General features: G+C 40.5%; 19 protein-coding genes. 9 read left to right on the top strand and 10 right to left on the bottom strand.

The window, feature by feature from the left end:
* Positions 1-73: 73 nt before the first annotated feature.
* A complete protein-coding gene (locus KOL94_RS17370; protein ID WP_221567867.1) occupies positions 74-763 on the bottom strand; it encodes an ArsR/SmtB family transcription factor in 690 nt (229 codons plus the stop codon).
* An 84-nt stretch (positions 764-847) separates the two neighbouring features.
* On the opposite strand from KOL94_RS17370, the gene KOL94_RS17365 reads away from it, so the two are divergent.
* The 8 genes from KOL94_RS17365 (at position 848) to KOL94_RS17335 (ending at position 8,521) form a co-directional block, all read left to right on the top strand.
* Complete coding sequence (locus KOL94_RS17365; protein ID WP_260412507.1) at positions 848-1,678, top strand: isocitrate lyase/PEP mutase family protein; 831 nt, start codon at positions 848-850, stop codon at positions 1,676-1,678.
* 88 nt (positions 1,679-1,766) lie between these two features.
* The gene (locus tag KOL94_RS17360) at positions 1,767-2,219 is read left to right on the top strand and encodes a hypothetical protein (RefSeq protein WP_221567865.1); all 453 of its coding nucleotides are present in this window, start codon (positions 1,767-1,769) and stop codon (positions 2,217-2,219) included.
* A 257-nt stretch (positions 2,220-2,476) separates the two neighbouring features.
* Complete coding sequence (locus KOL94_RS25365; RefSeq protein ID WP_260412506.1) at positions 2,477-2,803, top strand: hypothetical protein; 327 nt, start codon at positions 2,477-2,479, stop codon at positions 2,801-2,803.
* Entirely contained in the window at positions 2,781-3,812 is a 1,032-nt protein-coding gene (locus KOL94_RS17355; RefSeq protein WP_260412505.1) for a glycoside hydrolase family 18 protein, read from the top strand. The genes KOL94_RS25365 and KOL94_RS17355 overlap by 23 nt, the downstream gene beginning before the upstream one ends.
* Positions 3,813-3,933: 121 nt before the next feature.
* Entirely contained in the window at positions 3,934-5,292 is a 1,359-nt protein-coding gene (locus tag KOL94_RS17350; protein WP_221567864.1) for a sigma-54 interaction domain-containing protein, read from the top strand.
* 273 nt (positions 5,293-5,565) lie between these two features.
* The gene (locus KOL94_RS17345) at positions 5,566-6,852 is read left to right on the top strand and encodes a CitMHS family transporter (protein WP_221567863.1); all 1,287 of its coding nucleotides are present in this window, start codon (positions 5,566-5,568) and stop codon (positions 6,850-6,852) included.
* Between the two features lie 19 nt (positions 6,853-6,871).
* Positions 6,872-8,212 carry an acyclic terpene utilization AtuA family protein gene (locus KOL94_RS17340; RefSeq protein ID WP_221567862.1) on the top strand — a complete coding sequence of 447 codons (1,341 nt, stop codon included), beginning with the start codon at positions 6,872-6,874 and terminating at the stop codon, positions 8,210-8,212.
* A 3-nt stretch (positions 8,213-8,215) separates the two neighbouring features.
* Positions 8,216-8,521: an AtuA-related protein gene (locus tag KOL94_RS17335; RefSeq protein ID WP_221567861.1), complete on the top strand. Its 306-nt coding sequence runs from the start codon at positions 8,216-8,218 to the stop codon at positions 8,519-8,521.
* A 43-nt stretch (positions 8,522-8,564) separates the two neighbouring features.
* Here KOL94_RS17335 and KOL94_RS17330 read toward each other — a convergent pair whose 3' ends face one another.
* From KOL94_RS17330 to KOL94_RS17305, 6 genes are all read right to left on the bottom strand, one after another.
* On the bottom strand, positions 8,565-9,767 hold the full coding sequence (locus KOL94_RS17330) for a DHH family phosphoesterase (protein WP_221567860.1): 1,203 nt from the start codon (positions 9,765-9,767) through the stop codon (positions 8,565-8,567).
* Between the two features lie 84 nt (positions 9,768-9,851).
* Entirely contained in the window at positions 9,852-10,817 is a 966-nt protein-coding gene (locus KOL94_RS17325) for a threonine ammonia-lyase (RefSeq protein WP_221567859.1), read from the bottom strand.
* Positions 10,818-10,942: 125 nt separating this feature from the next.
* Positions 10,943-11,311 carry a VOC family protein gene (locus KOL94_RS17320; RefSeq protein ID WP_221567858.1) on the bottom strand — a complete coding sequence of 123 codons (369 nt, stop codon included), beginning with the start codon at positions 11,309-11,311 and terminating at the stop codon, positions 10,943-10,945.
* Positions 11,312-11,680: 369 nt separating this feature from the next.
* On the bottom strand, positions 11,681-12,751 hold the full coding sequence (locus KOL94_RS17315) for a Ger(x)C family spore germination protein (RefSeq protein WP_221567857.1): 1,071 nt from the start codon (positions 12,749-12,751) through the stop codon (positions 11,681-11,683).
* Entirely contained in the window at positions 12,748-13,809 is a 1,062-nt protein-coding gene (locus tag KOL94_RS17310) for a GerAB/ArcD/ProY family transporter (protein ID WP_221567856.1), read from the bottom strand. The genes KOL94_RS17315 and KOL94_RS17310 overlap by 4 nt, the downstream gene beginning before the upstream one ends.
* Positions 13,802-15,136 carry a spore germination protein gene (locus KOL94_RS17305; protein WP_221567855.1) on the bottom strand — a complete coding sequence of 445 codons (1,335 nt, stop codon included), beginning with the start codon at positions 15,134-15,136 and terminating at the stop codon, positions 13,802-13,804. The genes KOL94_RS17310 and KOL94_RS17305 overlap by 8 nt, the downstream gene beginning before the upstream one ends.
* 141 nt (positions 15,137-15,277) lie before the next feature.
* Between KOL94_RS17305 and KOL94_RS17300 the strand changes: the two genes are divergently transcribed.
* A complete protein-coding gene (locus KOL94_RS17300) occupies positions 15,278-15,415 on the top strand; it encodes a hypothetical protein (protein ID WP_221567854.1) in 138 nt (45 codons plus the stop codon).
* A 105-nt stretch (positions 15,416-15,520) separates the two neighbouring features.
* Here the strand turns inward: KOL94_RS17300 and KOL94_RS17295 are convergent, their stop codons facing one another.
* From KOL94_RS17295 to KOL94_RS17285, 3 genes are all read right to left on the bottom strand, one after another.
* Positions 15,521-16,066: a GbsR/MarR family transcriptional regulator gene (locus KOL94_RS17295; protein ID WP_221567853.1), complete on the bottom strand. Its 546-nt coding sequence runs from the start codon at positions 16,064-16,066 to the stop codon at positions 15,521-15,523.
* Between the two features lie 89 nt (positions 16,067-16,155).
* Complete coding sequence (locus KOL94_RS17290) at positions 16,156-17,328, bottom strand: M20 metallopeptidase family protein (RefSeq protein ID WP_260412504.1); 1,173 nt, start codon at positions 17,326-17,328, stop codon at positions 16,156-16,158.
* Between the two features lie 43 nt (positions 17,329-17,371).
* Positions 17,372-18,955 carry an ABC transporter substrate-binding protein gene (locus KOL94_RS17285; RefSeq protein WP_221567852.1) on the bottom strand — a complete coding sequence of 528 codons (1,584 nt, stop codon included), beginning with the start codon at positions 18,953-18,955 and terminating at the stop codon, positions 17,372-17,374.
* Positions 18,956-19,068 lie beyond the last annotated feature (113 nt).

Raw genomic sequence — 19,068 nt, 5'->3', positions numbered from 1 at the left:
AAGGTGACAGAAGCTCCCGATGTGACACATGTTACCTATCGGGTTTTAAAGTGAATTTCGAGAGATCAAATACTTAATCAAACTCTAGATTAAATAATTTATTAAGCTCTTTTTTTCCTGTCGGGGTGATTTCCACTGCTCGTATGGTCGGGACACGTTTAACCCAATTACGCTCAAACAGCTGGTCTGCCAACGCTTGCCCTAAAGCCCCTGCAAGATGGTGCTTTCGTTCGCTCCAATCCAAACATACATAGGAAAATGAACGGCGTTTCTTCCTCAATTCAGTAAGGTTGATGCCGAAATCTACGTAGAATTCTTCACCTTTCTGCGTTACCACAAATTCTTTTTCCTCCTTATCCAGATAGCCTGATTCAATCATGGATTCCGTCAACGATACACCCAATTCACCTGCTAAATGATCATAGCAAGTCCGGGCTTTTCGAAGCATCTTGGATTGAGAGGACTGTTTAAATGAACGTACCTCTTTAGGTTTTGAAATCGATAAAAAAGATTCCAAGATGCGTGCAACTTCCTTGTTGGCAAGCTGATAATAACGATGACGTCCACTCTTTTCTGCGGTAACTAAACCAGCTTGAACCATCTTGGCAAGATGAAAGCTAGCTGTTTGCGATTTTATCGCAGCTGCATAAGCTAGTTCACTGGCTGTATGATAGCGACCATCCAACAACGTCATGAGGATCTCTGCTCTAGACGGGTCTGCTAGGAGAGACGCAACTTCTGCCATATTTGGATTTGCACTCATTTCAGCACCTCCATGTATGTATTCCATACTTCGATGATACTCGAAGTGTTAATGAATTACAATGGACAAAAAGGAGGAAAAATTATGAGCATGAATAAAGAAAAAAGCTTTCGTCACTTACACAAAGACTCTTCAACATTTGTCCTGCCAAATGCCTGGGATGTCATCAGTGCAAAAATGTTTGAGGAAGGCGGCTTTAGAGCGATCGGAACGACTAGCGCAGGGATCGCAGCCTCATTAGGATATCGAGATGGACAACAGCTACCAATCGATAAAATGATTGCAGTTGTGGAATGCATCGTTAATGCTGTGGATGTACCAGTCAGTGCAGACATTGAAGCTGGTTATGGTAATACAGCGGAAGAGGTTGTTCGAACAGTACAGAAAATCCTTAACGCGGGTGCAGTTGGAATAAACATTGAAGATGGGACAGGAGATCTTCAGCATCCCATCAATGATCTTTCATCCCAAACAGAAATGATCTCCGCTATCAAAGAATTTTGCAAGGAAAATGATGAGGCATTGTTTATCAATGCGCGTACCGATCTCTATTGGTTGAAAATCGGTGATCCTTCAACACGTTTTCAAATGGCACTGGAACGAGTGAAAGCTTATGAAGAAGCTGGAGCGGATTGTATTTTTGTACCGGGACTCCATGATAAAGAAACGATTCAAAAACTAAGGTCTGAAGTTTCTTGTTCAATCAACCTGTTGGTTCATCCTTATTTGCCTTCGCTTAAAGAACTTTCAGAGATAGGAATTGAAAGGGTTAGTACCGGATCCGCACCATTCCGAGCAACGGTAACGTTATTGAAAAAAATGAGTGAAGAGATCAATAATGACCAGACTTTCCATGAAATGACTGGGGGAGTCCTTACCTATAGTGAAGTAGCATCGTTCGTTAATCGGAGTTAGCCAACATTGTAAATCTATTAAACTAGCAGGTCATTCGTACAAACATTCCCTTTTGATAGAGCATAGTCTGTCACAAGGGAGTGATGTTTTGAAAAAGATTGTACAACAACAAGTAATACGAACTAGTCATTTTACTGACTCTTCAAGGTGTCCTTGTGAAGTTATATTGAAAATTCTAAATACCCCTGTTGAAATTCAGCAATCTGGAAGAAAAATAGGATATGGTTTCCTTACTCTAACTGGGAAGTTGTGTCCGTCATGTATAAAAAGTGAAAGTTTTTTCAATGTCACGGTCCATGGTGATCTTGGATACCGATATAAAACTGAGAACCTCCAAGGTATCACATGTCAGTATAACTATGTGGAAGCATTTGGTGATGGTCGTGTCGCTTCTATGAAGACCCCTTATAATCTGCTGTTGGTTGAAGATCAGAGAGGTGAAATGATGATTTCACTTACCATACGCGGAAAAACCTGTGACTTCAACTTCAGCGGAGTTACTCGAAGGCAAAATGTGATCAGACGTAATTGCACATCATAAAATAATTTTTTTGAAAATCCCATTGACAATAAGAACATTTGTTCGTATACTTAAAACAGGCGCTTAACCTCCGCCTAAATCTTGGAACTTTGTTCTATATCTTGGGCTACTCGCAGATTGATTGTTGCAGCGATCGAACAGCGGGTAGCCATTTTTTTTGGATAAGAAATGCTATAATTTACCACTACATCTCCCATCACCCTCCCCCTCCCCTTAGAATAAAAGATAGGTAGTCTGCTAGGGGAGAAGATACTGTTATGAAGCGGAAAACATGGAGTAGTGTAAATCATAAACCATTTATTATTTCACTTATTTTTCTAGTGTTCATAGGAACCTTTACGTTGACAGGGAATAGTTTACCAGTGTCGGGTGCAGCTGACAAATCAAGTGAAGAACTGAGAGGTAATCAGAAGAAATCGGAATGGAAAAAGAATAAAAAGAAAGTGCACACGGCTGAAGTTGAAAATCAGTATAAGAAAATCGGCTATTATGCAGGTTGGGCGGCGTATTCCGGTTTCCAGGTTTCTGACATCGATGCCAGTAAGCTGACGCATATCAACTATGCTTTTTGCCAATATCTCTAGTGACGGAGAAATAGCAGTTGGCGATCCTTGGGTGGATGGCGAAAATTTCAACCAGTTGAAAGAACTGAAGGAACAGCATCCTCATATAAAAACATTGATTTCGGTAGGCGGGTGGACATGGTCGGAGAATTTTTCTGATGTAGCACTGACTGAAGAGTCTCGGACCATATTCGCCGAAAGTGTTTTGGAATTTGTGCAGAAATATGGTTTCGATGGTGTTGATCTGGATTGGGAATACCCTGTTAACGGCGGCCAACCAGATAACATCAATCGACCGGAAGATAAACAGAATTACACATTGGTATTGAAAAAAATCAGAGAGACGTTGGATGCCCAGAGTAAGAAGGACGGACAGGAGTATCTTTTGACAATCGCAGCAGGAGCGAGCAAAACCCACGTTAATAATCTAGAGTTGGATAAGCTCCATCAATATGTCGATTATGTTCAAATGATGAGCTACGATATACATGGCGAGTGGGATGAACTTACTGGAATGAATGCGCCATTAAAACAGGATCCAGAAAGCGGCTATCATAATGAATGGAGCGTGAAGGATGCTGTCGAGACATTTATCAATAATGGAGTCCCAGCTGATAAGCTCGTAATGGTTCTGCCATTCTATGGTAGGATGTTCAAGCAATCCACAAATGCAAATAATGGTTTGTACCAGCAATTTACCGGTGGAGGCCGTTCGGTCAATTATGCTGCACTAAAGGCAGAACACATCAACAAAAATGGATTCACTCCCCATAGGGAAGAGGATTCGCAAGTACCCTGGCTTTTTAATGGTTCTACCTTCATCAGCTATGATGACGCAATATCCATCGGCCATAAAACGGACTATCTCAAGTTGAAGGGACTGAGCGGTGCAATGATGTGGGAACTGAGCCACGATCCTGGTGAAGTATTGTTAACAAAAGTATACGAGGAATTGAAGTGGAAAGCCTTGAATCTTTGGCTTATCAACATTATGGACATTTTCTTTTCATATAGAAAGTGTCCATTTTAAATTCCCTAAGCTTTTTTAGGAAAGAATGCTAAAGGAATAAGAAGTATTTATCTAGAATTACGGAAGAATAAATACTTTTATGTATAAGGGATTACCTGTTTAAAAGGAGGTTCGTTAAAGGATGTCTTTCTTGATCGATAGCAATGATGCCAATTGGTTTAAAAGCATTATCCAATCAGTAAATGATGGAATACTAGTAATCGACTCTTATGGAGTGGTTCAAATAATTAATAAAGAATACACAAGCATTACCGGCGTTACAGAAAATGAAATTATTGGTAAGCATTTAAAAGATGTGAGGCCTGGTGCAGAACTGCCCGAAGTTTTAATTGATGGAAAGGTTAGATCTGGAGTATTTCGTAAAGAAGGAAAGAACAATTATATCGTTGACATGGCTCCAATCTATAATGGAAATAAAATAATAGGTGCAGTTTCTGTTTGTAAAAGTTTAAGAGAAGTTCATCATCTTACACAAGAGCTTAATAAGAGTAAAAGACGATTAAAACAGCTTGAAGAAATGGTGGGGAGTTTTCATCGGACGACATATTCGTTTGAGGATATTGTCGGTCAAAATAAAGGATTGCTCAATTCCATCCATTCCGCAAAGAAAGCAGCTGGAACTGATTTCAATATCCTTATTTTAGGTGAAAGTGGCACTGGGAAAGAATTGTTTGCCCAGGCTATCCACCAATCTAGCAGCCGTAATAGTCAACCATTTGTGCCGGTTAATTGTGCCGCTATACCTTCCACATTGTTAGAGAGCGAATTATTTGGTTACGAGGAAGGTGCCTTTACTAGCTCGAAAAAGGGTGGAAAATCCGGTTTGATTGACCTAGCAGACAATGGAACACTTTTTTTGGATGAAATAGGTGATATGCCACTTGTAATGCAATCAAAACTATTGAGGGTAATGCAGGACGGGGTAATACGAAAGGTTGGCAGTCTTTATGAAAGAAGAGTGAATATACGTGTGATCGCTGCTACAAATAAAGACCTCGAAAAAATGATATCAAAAGAACGGTTTCGGGCAGATCTATACTACCGGTTGAACACATTTCAAATCAAGATACCTTCTTTAAAATCCCGGAAGGATGATATACCTCTTTTGGTAGATTATTTTTTACAGAATGCTAACCTGGATTCCCTTTCTCCTGATGAATCATTTATTGACTTGTTAATGAGTTACGATTGGCCTGGGAATATTAGAGAGCTGAAAAATACAATCCATTATGCAATGAATATGACAGAGTCCACGAAACTGAAAGTTGGAGATCTTCCTGATACGATAAACAGAATTGGAAAAAGCCCAGGTGAAAAAACTTTAGAACGGATCATTGAAGAGACGGAGAGAGAGACAATTTTGGAAGTGCTTAAAAAAACTGGAACTGACTTGAAAGGAAAAAAGCTTGCAGCAAAAAGGCTGAACATTTCTTTAGCAACCTTGTATAACAAAATTTCTAGACTCCATATTCCTGTTTGATTCTAATATGTTAGAAATTATTCTAAATTATAAGAAATCCTACTGGCTAGCATTCAGGAAGAATTTATTATGACCGATTCGTTTTGAAAGTTCTAACTTTTTAGAAAATATAAATTTAATAATACTGTTTGAACCCTCATAATTGAGGGTTTTTAAATTGGCATATTTCTTGCATTATGATAAAGGGAATCAACATACAAAAGATGGGGATTCGTATTCAATTAATGAAAATGAAAGCGTTATCACTAAAACGATGGGTTAGGAGGTAAATGTATGATTGCTTTACTTGGGTTTTTAACGATTTTCATGTTTTTAGCACTGATTTTAACGAAAAGAGTCTCCGTCATTGTTGCATTGATCCTTGTTCCTATGATATTCGCGTTAATCGGAGGATTCGGGAAAGAGTTGGGAGCCTTAATGTTAGAAGGAATAACCGGCGTTGCTCCAACTGGTATCATGCTGGGATTTGCAATTCTCTATTTTGGTGTGATGAACAATGCTGGATTATTTGACCCGGTAATCCGTAATGTCCTTAAGCTTGTTAAAGGTGATCCATTGAAAATAGTTTTAGGGACAGCAGTCATTACCATGCTCACGCATTTAGATGGATCGGGGGCTTCCACCTTTTTAATTACGATTCCAGCTTTATTGCCTTTATATGAAAAAATGGGTATGAGCAGGCTGGTTTTAGCAGGTACCGTTGCGTTAGGAGCAGGCACAATGAATATGGTTCCGTGGGGTGGTCCGACTGCACGAGCTGCAAGTGCTTTAGAACTGACTCCAGAAGAAATTTTCAACCCTCTTTTACCGGCAATGATCGCAGGCTTGCTATGGGTCCTTTTCGCTGCTTATATGATGGGAAAAAAAGAGAGAAAACGTGTAGGCATTAAGGATATCCAATATGATTTTCATCAGGAACTGACTGATGAGGAAAAAGATATGAGAAGACCTAAATTATTCTGGTTTAATTTAGGACTGACCATTATTACAATCGTTGCCCTGATTAAAGTATGGCTTCCTTTGCCAGTTGTTTTTATGGTATCATTCGCAGTTGCTCTCTTGGTTAATTATCCAAAACCTGATGATCAACAAAACCAAATAAAAACGCAAGCATTTGGAATGATCACCGTTGTCTCGATTATATTTGCAGCCGGAATATTTACTGGAATTCTGAATGGGACAGGGATGATTGAAGAAATGGCGAACGCACTTGTAGGGCTTATCCCTCAAAGTATGGGCAATATCATGGCTGTGATTGTCGCTATTACAAGTATGCCATTCAGTTTGTTATTCACTCCAGACGCATTTTATTTTGGTGTTTTGCCAGTTCTGAGTGAAACCGCGGCTGCATATGGCGTTAAATCAGTAGAAATTGCAAGAGCGGGAATACTTGGGCAAATGACAACAGGTTTTCCACTAAGTCCCTTAACAGCATCTACATTTTTATTGGTCGGGCTAGCAAACGTTGAATTAGGTGACCATCAGAAATTTATCTTCAAATGGGCGTTTGGAACTACTATTATTATGACAATTGTTGCTTTGATAATAAGAGTTATCTGACTTAAAGGGCGTGTATAGGATGAAAAAGATAAGAATTGGTGGTGGAGCTGGTTATAGTGGTGATCGAATTGAACCAGCTATAGAAATTATGAAAAAGGGAGACCTCGATTACATCATTTTTGAATGTCTGGCTGAAAGGACTATTGCACTAGCGCAACAACAAAAGTTAGCGGACCCTGATAAAGGGTTCAATGAACTACTTGAGTATCGCATGGAAAAAGTTTTACCTATCTGTACTGAAAAAAAGATCAAGGTAATTACAAATATGGGTGCAGCAAATCCAGTATCAGCAGCGAGATTGGTTAAAGATATTGCAATACGTCTAGGTATAACGAACTTAAAAATTGCGGCCGTTTTAGGAGATGATATTTTTTCAGATATTGATGACTATAATGATTTCAACACATTAGAGTATGGAAATAAACTATCTGAAATAAAAGGAGAAATTATCTCAGCCAATGTTTATTTAGGAGCAGAGGGGATTCAACAGGCTCTTCAGAATGGGGCAGATATCGTCATTACAGGAAGAGTGACAGATCCCTCTTTAGTTATCGGACCTTTATTATATGAGTTTGAATGGGAAATAGACGATTATGACATTCTCGGAAAAGCCACATTAGCAGGTCATTTACTTGAATGTGGGGCTCAAGTAACAGGAGGATATTTCGCAGATCCAGGGTATAAAGATGTACCGGACTTATGGAACGTTGGATTCCCGATTGGGGAAGTATATGAAAATGGGGACATAATCATTACAAAACTTGCAGGGACTGGTGGAAAAGTTACCACAGGCACTGTTAAAGAACAAATTCTATACGAGATACACGATCCTTCAAATTATATGACACCTGACGTTAATGCAGATTTTTCACAGGTCAGTGTAAAAGAAATCGAGCCTGACAAGGTTTTGATTACTGGAGCTACAGGTAGAGAAAAAAGCGGTTATTATAAAACAAGCATAGGGTATAAGGATTGTTATATAGTTGAAGGAGAAATAAGTTATGGAGGGTCTGGAGCACTTGAAAAAGCAATATTAGCAGGGGAGATTGTTGAAAAGAGGATTCAATATACCGGTTTGTCTATTCAAGAGTTGAAAGTAGATTATATTGGTGTAAATTCGCTTTTCAAGATTCATATCCCAGACTTACATGGATATAATGATGTTCGGTTACGAGTAGCAGGACGAACAACATTAAAGGAAGATGGAATTCAAATGGGAAATGAAGTAGAAGCTTTATATACAAATGGACCTGCTGGCGGGGGTGGTGTCAGGATAAACGTAAATGAAATCGTTTCGATTGCTTCTATCCTTATACCAGCAGAGAATATCAAAACCAAAATAAATTATGAGGAGGTGTAAACGATGAAATTGCGTGAAATCGCTCACTCGAGAACAGGTGATAAAGGGAATATATCAAATATCTCCTTGATTGTTTATAATATGGACGATTATGAGTTAATGAAAGACCAAATCACCGCTTTAAAAGTAAAAGAATGGTTTCAGAATATCGCGAAGGGTGAAGTGATACGTTATGAATTACCAAGCTTAGGAGCATTGAACTTTGTATTGACAAACGCATTAGGTGGCGGGGTGACACGTTCACTATCTCTTGATAGACATGGAAAAAGCTTAAGTTCCTTTCTTCTTGAAATGGATTTAAAAAGTTGACATTAATAGATTGAACTAGCTTTGGAACTGACTAAATTTTTAGTCAGTTCCTTACTTTACTCTTCATCATGAACTCTTTCAAATAGTCTACATAATGCTCATCGCGTGCAAGCCAGGCAGAGTGGTTCCTTTTGACGTATCTTTCCGCTTCTTCAAAACTTGAAAAGCGATGTGATATCGCCTTACCGTTGCGTTCGACGATCCATTGGTCTGACACTTCCGCATAAATGAATAGGCGATCCTCATTTCGATTTTCATATAAGCATCCCTGTGGGGTTTCTTTAAGGTTGTAATGGTTTCGGAATGCATCCTGTCTTATCGGCTCGATTATAAAAGCAGCTCTAGCATAAATCTCATAGGATTCCTCATTCATGGAACAACCTGCGGCTTTTGCATGTCCGCCACCCCCGAAATACCCTGCGACTGCAGAGACATCGACATCATCATGGATCGTCCTGAAACTGATCTTTCTACCGCCCATATTCAGAATCGTAATGTAATCGAGATGACGATTGGCCGTACCCAGTTCATTTCCAAGCTCAGAATGGTAGCTTTCTGCATGGACGATGCCAGTGCAATAATCACCGACGAAAGTTTGCACGAGTTCGCGTTTTTTCCTTCTAATATAACGCTCAATCTTATCTTCTTCCATTTCGAGCAGCTTTTGCTCGAATTCATCGTATTCGAAGTGGTCCATACGCTCAAGTCTCGGTACCATCTTCTCGACAAACTCATCAATCGAGACCATGAAGAATAGATCATTCAATTGTTTCGCTTTAACATTGTCGTTCTGTTCCCATTCCCAAGTGTCATATTGTCGAACGAGCTCCACGAATTCTTCCAGTGCAGCTGAGGGTTCAAGAAGTTGATGATGAACAAGGTAACTGTATAAAAGGGAGGTCGCACATGCCAGGCGTCCATCGTCATATTCAACTTTCACATAGCCCCAGTCATAATCATTGAAATGGAGTGCAGTTTTATGGTGATCGATTAGCTGTACTTTCCCGCCTTCTTGCGCAAAGTCATCCAGAGCTTTTTCATTCTTTTCATTGACGGAGAGGTCTGTGATGAACAAAGTCAAATCTTTATTTTGTTTCTCATCTTTTCGTTCAAGGAATCGCTCTACCTGGAAATCGAGCCCCATCACCGAATTATAACGGACATCAATAGCGTCGCCGAACGCCATCTTAGCCACGATCCCACAGCCAATACCATCGAGATCATTGTGCGTGAACAATTTGTACATAGATAATCTCCCCTGAATGTCGATAGTTTCTAAGCTGTTTTAGTGTTGTTGAAAACAGAATGAACTATTCATGAAAAATCAAGTTTAATAAATCGTTTTTGTCCCCACCATCAAGGAGTTGATTCTAGCCAGATCCACGTTCCCACCGGAAATGACGGTCACGACGTTTTTCCCTTCAAGAGGAAGCTTTGTGTTCATTAATGCAGCGACCGTCACTGCACTTGATGGCTCGATGACTTGTTTCATCCGTTCCATCACAAAGCTGAATGCTTGCCGGATTTCGTCATCGGAAACCAATACGAGATCGTCCACGTATTTCTGAATTACTGGAAACGTCATGTCCCCAGGCTGGGAAGCCCGAAGACCGTCAGCAATTGTGGAAGTTGCCGGGATTGCCGTTATCTGTCCATTTTTCAAAGACAAAAACGTATCATTCGCTGTCTCTGGTTCCACGCCGTATACCTTGATGTTCGGATTGGTTTCCTTCAAGGCGGTCAAGATGCCGGAGATAAGTCCACCTCCTCCAATCGGGACGACAACCGCATCCACTTCCGGCATCTGATCAAGGATTTCAAGTCCAGTCGTGCCCTGACCAGCCATGATATACGGATCGTCATACGGCGGTATGAAAACACCATTTTGTTCTTCTGCAATCTTGATCGCTCTAGGAATCCGTTCTGCTGAGGTCGTACCGCATTTCACGATTTTCCCATCATACGCTTCAATTGCTCTCATTTTACAGGGATTCACATCTGTCGGAACAACAATCGTCGCAGGAATGCCAAGCTGTCTGGCGATAAAAGAAACAGCCTGCCCGTGGTTTCCTGAAGAAGCTGCGGTAACCAATTCCGCACCTTCTTTCGCAACTTGCTTGACCTTGTTGGTGGCCCCACGGATTTTGAAAGAACCCGTCTTCTGTAGGTGCTCACATTTTAAAAAGACATCATTCCTGCACAGCTCTGATAACTGGCTAGACTGGAGGATAGGGGTGGTATGGATCGTGTCCTGAATGGTTTCGCGTGCATTTCGTATGTCCTGAATCGTGATCATGTCATCTTCTCCTTTACCATCTAAATAAAATACCTGCCACTAACTTTCGAGAACCTTGAACCACATTCCTTTACCACTCCAATTAAAAAGTGATTCTGCCAAATTCAGAATCACTCAATCATTCATCAATTATGTACCTGTAACTTGTTGCCGCTTGGATCGAAGAAATGAAAGTACTGATGCCCGTTATCCTCCTGGATTTCATCGGTTTGGATACCTTGGGCGGAAAATTTGCTGTGAAGCGCGTTGATATCGGTAGTCGTAAAACCGACCGAAAACTCTAGCTGGCCTCCAATTGTGAAATGTCCTCTGGAGCCCTGATCTGCCTCAACCAATACGAACAAAGGGCCAGATTCTAGCGCCATCACCGCGAGCTCACCGCTATTATGCCTCAAGGTAAAACCGAGGCGTTCGGTGTACCAAGTCACAGACTCCGACAAATTGTTGACAGGAATTCTGAAATAATGAATTTCGCTGAGTAAGGATTGACTCATTTCGCATTCCTCCTAAAAATTTACTGAAGCAACACTTCGATAAAAGGTGAAGAAGTCATTCAAGGTTTCAGAAAATCGAAATCTGGGTCGATCAGCGGAAATTACGGCTTGAATGTTAACTTATTAATAAAATTGCGTTGTCAATTTTCAAGGAAACATATTAAATTAATGGTCATAATTTATAGTATCTAAAAATCTGGAGGTATTGTATGGAAAGTGTTGCATCACAAAGTCTTATCGCACTAGGTGCTGGAATTATTGTAATAGGTGCCCTGTTAGTTTTCATTGGCGAATATTCAAAATTAATTGAATTACGATCAAAATAACAGATAATTATCATATCGGTGCATCATGATCTTCACGGTCGTATTAATCAGCCACTAATTTAAGTTGCCCTTCATTTTGGATGACCACATGGACTTGAAAGTCCATCTTTAAATTGGGATATTGTTTGGAACGCCAATTTTTCAGCTTTTCTCTCTGGATTTTAGTCCTGAAATATTGGCCCACTCCTAGAATGTCAGCTTCACTCTCTTGTATTTTAGTGAACATCTCGTTGAAGCGATTTGTAAGCAGTTTTTCAAGAGAAGCCCTTATTTCTTTTTCAGTTGGGTTTCCTTTGGTCTCTAAGAGGACAACTTTCAAATGGAGCTGGCTGTTCAAATAGGGAATCTGGTCGATGATTTCACTGTTGTGTTTCATCGTATTGTTTACAATCATGACTGTCGCTTCATCCATGACTTCGACTTTCCCATATGTGCTTTCCTCATAGAAGGCATTGACAAGCAGCGTTTCGTCTGTCTCGATGCGTTCAACCATCTTGCCATTTTTAATGACAGCAGACCCAAGATGTTCCACGCCTGTACTGTCACCGGATTTTATAATAGGCACAGCGACATCCCTCGTATAGGAATGAATACTGCGATAGACTTGCCACACTCTTGTAAGCGCAATTTGCGGATTCCATCCTGCGTCTTTATCAAAAAAATCAAAGAGGGTGGTACCTTGAGGATCTGTTGTCTTTTTCAAGTGGGTAAAGAATGGCTCAATCTCTTCATCGCTGACTACGATCAATGCTTTCGGTGAAACCTCGCGTGCCCTCATGAATCCAGAGATGAGATCTTTAACCCCTTTCTTCGCTAACTCCTTGTCAATCACTATCACTTTTACATGCAGCAAATCGATCCTGCTTTCCATATTGGCACTAATCTTATCAACTGCTTTACTTACTGTTTCTCCCATTTCCGTCACAATTTTTACCTGCATCGTATCCGGATCAGGATCGGGAATTTGAAGGTGGATTTTATATTGGTCACCGAACATAGAAACACCCATTACGATTGGCAAAGAGCGATGATTGATATCCTTGGTATCCCAGCATCCGTTTAATAGAAATACAGAACATATCATAATCCATATCTTTACAGGAATTGTTCTCATCCTCGTCCCTCCCTTCGGCGCCCTATAAAATAAATCGATAATGGAACTGTAAATATTACATAGAACCGCAAAAATGAATTCAACCATAACAATTTTTCAACCGTCTTCCAATCAATGATCATTACAGACGTTATGAAAATGCCTATAGCTAATGCCAAAACATTATAAACAGGCTTATGTGGGATCCAGTGGTTCATGATCTGATAAGCCATCCACAATACCAAGGAAACTTGCAGCATGATAAATGTGATCAGACATAGGATGAAGAACATCGTTACACGATCGAACATCAGCCAATTGATATAGGTCGAGTCAACAGTCATGACATATGGGAATAGGAAGGTTGATGCAGTGCTACGACCAAAAGTAAGAACAGGAATATAAACGGCCAAAAGAAAAAAAGGGATCAGGAGCATTGCTGCTGTCAGAACTTTTTTTCGATTATAAGCTAAGTATGGGGTCACAAAACCAAGAAACAGAAAACCTCCTATAAATGCAGAAAAACTTTTCAGATAATAAGGGGATGTAATGAAATGGAAATCGTCGTCAATTAGCGGGAACAGATAGTACCAATCAATGTTTTGAAAGGAAGCGATCAATACGAAAAAGATGATCGGAAAAAATACCAATGCCAATATGATCCCTGTACGGAAAATCACTTCAGCCCCTTTTGAAGCTAAAAAGGCGGATATGAAAAGGAGTAATACGATGATAGCCCAGGAGGGAGTATTTGATAGAAAGATGATGGTTATAATTTCAGAATAAGCTCGAACGCCGATGATATCCACGAACAGCAAATAAATAAAAACCGGCAAAAGAAAAAAAGTTGAAATGCCTTTGCCAATCTCGGAATAAATATCGATAATGTTCTTTTTTGGGAAAAAGCTCAATCCCTTCATATAAATCCAAAGAAAGACAAAATGAACAAGGAACCCGATCATAATCGGCATCCAATGTCCTTCATCCGAGCTGCTGATGATATCGTTTGGGTATAAAAAGAATATGAGTCCTAAATGTATCAGAAGGTACATCAGAACAACATGAAAACTTCTATCCATATTTGGTTCCTTCCTTTTCATAATTCATGTGAAGATATGATATACCGAACGTTTCAATACTTGCCAGATACGCACTGATCAATACGATGCCTCCCAATATTCCTAAAATGCCATAGATGGATGCTAATAGGACCATTACATATTTGAAGAAACGTACTGCCAGGGAATTTTGTATTCCTACCAATGTCGAATTTGCGATTGTAGTAGCTGCTAGAATAATGATCAGCAAGGTGCTCACCAGTTTTGCTTCCACTACAGCCTGTCCAAGGATGATTCCCCCGACCATTGTGATTGTCGGACCGATCGTACTAGGTAGTCTGATCGTCGCCTCGATGATTAATTCCAATATGATAAGCATCAATAATATCTCGACTAAAGCAGGGTAGGGAATCGCTTCTCGACTCTGGGCAACGCTCAGCGCAAGCTCTATCCGTAATACTTCAGGATTGACTGCCACAAGGGCGACATATAAAGCTGGTAAGATCAATGTTACGAGAATGCCGATGACACGAACGGTGCGTATCGAAAGCATCAAGATAATGGGATAATTCCGATCGTTTTCGAGCGCAAACATATCCCATAAAAAACTTGGAAGAATGAGTGCGAAAGGATAACGGTCAACAAATAATGCTACCCTTCCTTTTCTTAAAAAAGGAACTGTTTCTGAAGGAAGTTCAGTCGTACAGATTCTTGAAATGACGGACCAACCCGAAAATCCTAACGTTTTCGCCAAATCTTGCAAGTTATTTATTTCTCGGTCTTGATTCTTATCGAGCATAGACCTGATTTTCTCTACCAACTTTTTATCGACTTGACCATCAAAGTAGACCATTGAGAGTTTCGTTTTCTGTTCAGGACCGACCGAAAAGGATTCTGACCGTATGTTGCTTGAATTGATTTGCTTTCTGATCAGACCAATGTTGGTCTCAATATCTTCATTAAATGAAGATAATGCGCCTTGTAGCACATTTTCGTTTGTAGGCAGTTCAATTGCCCGACTCAATCTTTTGGGGACAGGTTCTATAACTACAAATTTACGATGATTTTTGATAACGATTAGCAATTTCCCTGTCATAATGGATGAAACTGCTTCTTCCAAGTCTTTCTCTTTTATCTCACCTAATTCATTCAGTAGTTCACCTATCGTCTTTTGGGAGAGTATAGCAGTCTCTATGTACTTTTGAAGGGATGTTCTGGTTTTTGTAACATCAATCAATGTCTTGAAACCTACAAATGAAACGGGAACATCAAGAATTACTTCCTGTTGAAGAAACAAATCATCACTGTTCCTGAACTTTTCCTTCAGCTCTGTTAAAAATTGATCCATGATTCGATATCCCTTCCTAAAAATGACTATTGTTATAATTGTCTCCCTGCCGAAGCTATCTATACAGAGAATGGAAATTAGCCAAGATGGTCAATTGTCATTAGATTAATCACTGAGATGGACGCTCTGAGTCTCGGTTCTGTGAGTTTTACTGTTGAATTGAAGGATAAGCAATCTTACGAAGGGAAAACAATGGCGAATATTCCTGCAGCTGAAAAATACTTATTGAATATACAAGCTGAAGGGGCTTGTAGTGTGGGGTGTTTTTTATCCATTTAAAATGGACTGGGATCGATTTTTTCCGATTGAATGTTAAATTTACATCAAATTTTAAGAAAAGTTTGTTCCATACAAAGAAGCACCTGTTCCCAGGTGCTCTTAATATCAACGATTATTGATCTTTCTCTCTTTCTTCGGTACATAGTCAAAGATTTCATGAGTTTCAAACAATTCAATTACACCACTGACCCAGGAAAGATAGTCCAAACCGTCGTAAAGCTTTTCGAGGTCTTTCTGAATAAAATCTTTTGTTTCTTCGTCAAGACCGTCTTCTTCGGCCAATTGCTTCAATTCCCTGATCGACCTTGTCATGGAACTGGTCTTTGGGGTGATCTGTTTACGCCAATTGTAACAGAAGAACTTGATGAAACTGTCATAATTATCCTCTTCAACCTTGTAAATGTCTTTACGTTCACCTTTTATCCAAACCTTCTTAACTAAGCCGATTTCAATCAGTTCCCTGACGGCATTGCTCATGCTTGCTTTACTCATTCCCAGAAGTGCTGCCATATCATCCAATGTCATCGGTTTTTCATAATAGTACATAATGGACATCAAACGCTTGAGGGTATTATGCATGCTGTATAATGTTTGACTTTCTGAATTTTGCTCAATGATCCGGTCTCTTATCTCTTTAAACTTTTCATTCAAGTGAAACACACCTTTGATTTTCTAACTGGATTTGATTCTTTTACTCTATTTTAGACCAAAGAGGATGTAATGTATATCATGTCGAAATATCATGACTGATTTAACACAGCCGAAATGAAAACCTTCCCAATAAGAAGCATGGATTCTTCATCCACATCGAATTTCGGGTGATGATGCGGGTACACGGCATCAATCTCAGAATTTCCGCCACCGATCCAAAAGAAAGTGCCTGGGACTGCATCGACGTAATAGGCAAAATCTTCTCCACCCATATCTGGTGGTTTGACCAAAACATTTTCCTCTCCGACAATTTCAGTTGAAAGCTTTTTGATGTATGCTGTCTGTTCAGGGTGATTGTATAATGAAATGTAACCTCTATTATAAGTGACATCGATGACTACACCGTGTTTCTCACCCGTTTTTTCACAGATGAGTTTCAGCTCGTTTTCGACTTGTTTCCGTATATCCTGATCATAGGTTCTGACGGTTCCCTTCAAGTAAGCTTTATCCGGAATGACGTTAGGTGCATCCCCGCTATTGAATGCACCTACTGTCACGAGTGCAGGGTGGAGTGGATCCACACGTCTGCTGACGATATTTTGAAGGTCCACGACAAGATGACTGCCGATTGCAACAGGGTCTTTTGAACGATGGGGTTCAGCGGCGTGCCCGCCTTTCCCGTTGATCGTAATATCAAATGCGTCAGATGAGGCTTGTACATATCCATCGTTAAGGGCTACGGAACCATTCGGAAAATTAACCTCCACATGAGCACCGTACACTTCGTCAACGCCTTCAAGGCAACCATCCTCTACCATCGATTTTGCGCCACCAGGAGCCATTTCCTCAGCATGCTGATGTAGGAAGACGACTTCCCCAGTAAGGTCATCCTTCACTTCACTCAATACTTTCGCGACCCCAAGTAACGCACCAGTATGGATGTCGTGGCCGCATGCATGGCTGACGCCGGGAACCCTGGATTTGTAGGGAACATCCTTTTCATCATTGACGAGTAAAGCATCGAAGTCAGCCCGCAGTGCAATGGTCTTTCCAGGTTTTCCACCCTTCAAGCGACCAACGACACCGTTTCCGCCGACTTTCGTTTTTACTTCCAACCCTAAGTCTTTCAAGTATTTCGCAATCAGTTCCGGTGTGCGTTTTTCCTGAAAAGAGATTTCGGGATGCATATGCAGATCTCTACGGATGTCCACCATCTCTGGAAAAATTTTTTCTAATTGATTAAATGCCTTTTGTAACAACAAGATAACGCCTCCAAAATTAAAGTTAGACTAAATGACTGTTCATTTACTCGAAGGAAATTTCCGTCGTGATGATCCGTCCGGTTGGATGCGGATCGAAGCCTTGCAGATCAGCTCTCCCTGCTAGGGCTGGTGTGGCATGGACCAAAGGAACGATCGGCGGATCTTCATGCATGATTTCCTGAACACGTCCATACAGATCATTGCGCTTTTCTTGATCGGTAATTTTCCGCGCTTCACTTAACAGACTGTTCACTTCATCATTTGCATAACGTGTTGAATTCAAGCTGCCAATGTTATCTTCATGCCATAAGTTGTAAATGAAATCATCGGCATCACCATTTGTTCCTGTCCAACCGAGAATAAATGAATCTGCTTCGCCTTTTTTGACTTTGTCTAGATAAGTAGCCCATTCGTAAGATACGATCTCCGCCTCAACACCGACTTTTGAAAGGTCGGATTGGATGGATTCAGCTACTTTATTCGCATCAGGCATATAAGGACGTGCTACAGGCATTGCCCATAATTCCATTTTAAAACCGTCTGGATGACCTGCTTTATCCAGTAGTTCTTTTGCTTTTTCAGGGTCATATTCGTATTCTTCAATTTCATCGTTATAACCTTGGACCACTGGAGGGATCGGATTCTTTGCAGGCTCTGCTTGACCGGCGAAGAAGGCCTTGATGATCGCTCCCTTATCCACTGCATGGTTCAATGCTTGACGAACTAGTTTATCGTCGAACGGTTCTTTCTCGACGTTGAATCCTAAATAACCGATGTTAAGGGAAGGTCTCGAAAAGACTTTGAAGTTTTCATCGTTTTCGATTTCCTCGATATTTTCAGGTGAAAGACCATCCATTAAGTGGATTTCACCGCTCTTCAGTGCATTGAGGCGGTTGCTGTTATCCGGAATGACACGGAAAACAACCTGGTTCACTTTCGGATAACCATCAACCCAATACTCTTCATTTTTGTTCAAGACCACCCTGTTCTTCCGTTTCCATTCTTGAAACGTGAACGGTCCGGTACCGACCGGATTGCTGCCATAGTTCTCTCCATGTTCTTCGATTGCTTCAGGGCTTGAGATCGAGAAGGGGGTCAAGGCAAGGTCCTTCAAGAATGTAGGTTTTGGATACTTCAATTTGAATTCAACCTTATGGTCATCAACTGCTTTTACAGATTCGATTGCATGATTCTCATCACCCTTGTAACCACCGAATACGGATCCGTACATGAAGAATTTGTCCTCATCAGCATTCATCCAGCGTTCAAAGTTATAAACGACAGCCTCCGCATTTAAAGGAGTGCCATCATGGAATTGTACTCCTTCTTCAATTGTGAGTGTATACGTCAAACCATCATCGGACTCTGTCCATTCTTTTGCAAGAAGAGGTTTCACTTCCGTTTCCCCTTCAGCGAACGTGACCAATGTTTCTAAAATGCTTTGTGATACATTTTCTGAGACTGAATCCGTGACTTCAGCCGGGTCGAGCGAAACGGCATCCCCGCCAAGACCGATAACCAACGATTCCGGCTTCTGACCATTGGCATCCCCGCCGCCATTGTCCGAGCATCCCACTAATGCCAGCATCAAACCCATCAGTGGAATTAGAAAACTTCTCCTAAACATTCCTGAACCAACTCCTAAAATGATTTATTATCAATGTCACTTCATTCATTTAGAAGAAGTGACATTACGACTGAGAATTACTATATACAATATATACAGTTTGTTTAGTATAT

The sequence above is a fragment of the Alkalihalobacillus sp. TS-13 genome, from assembly GCF_019720915.1.
Classification (GTDB): Bacteria; Bacillota; Bacilli; order Bacillales; family Fictibacillaceae; genus Pseudalkalibacillus.
Note: the sequence above shows the minus strand (reverse complement) of the source record. Positions and strands in the feature narration are given on the sequence as shown.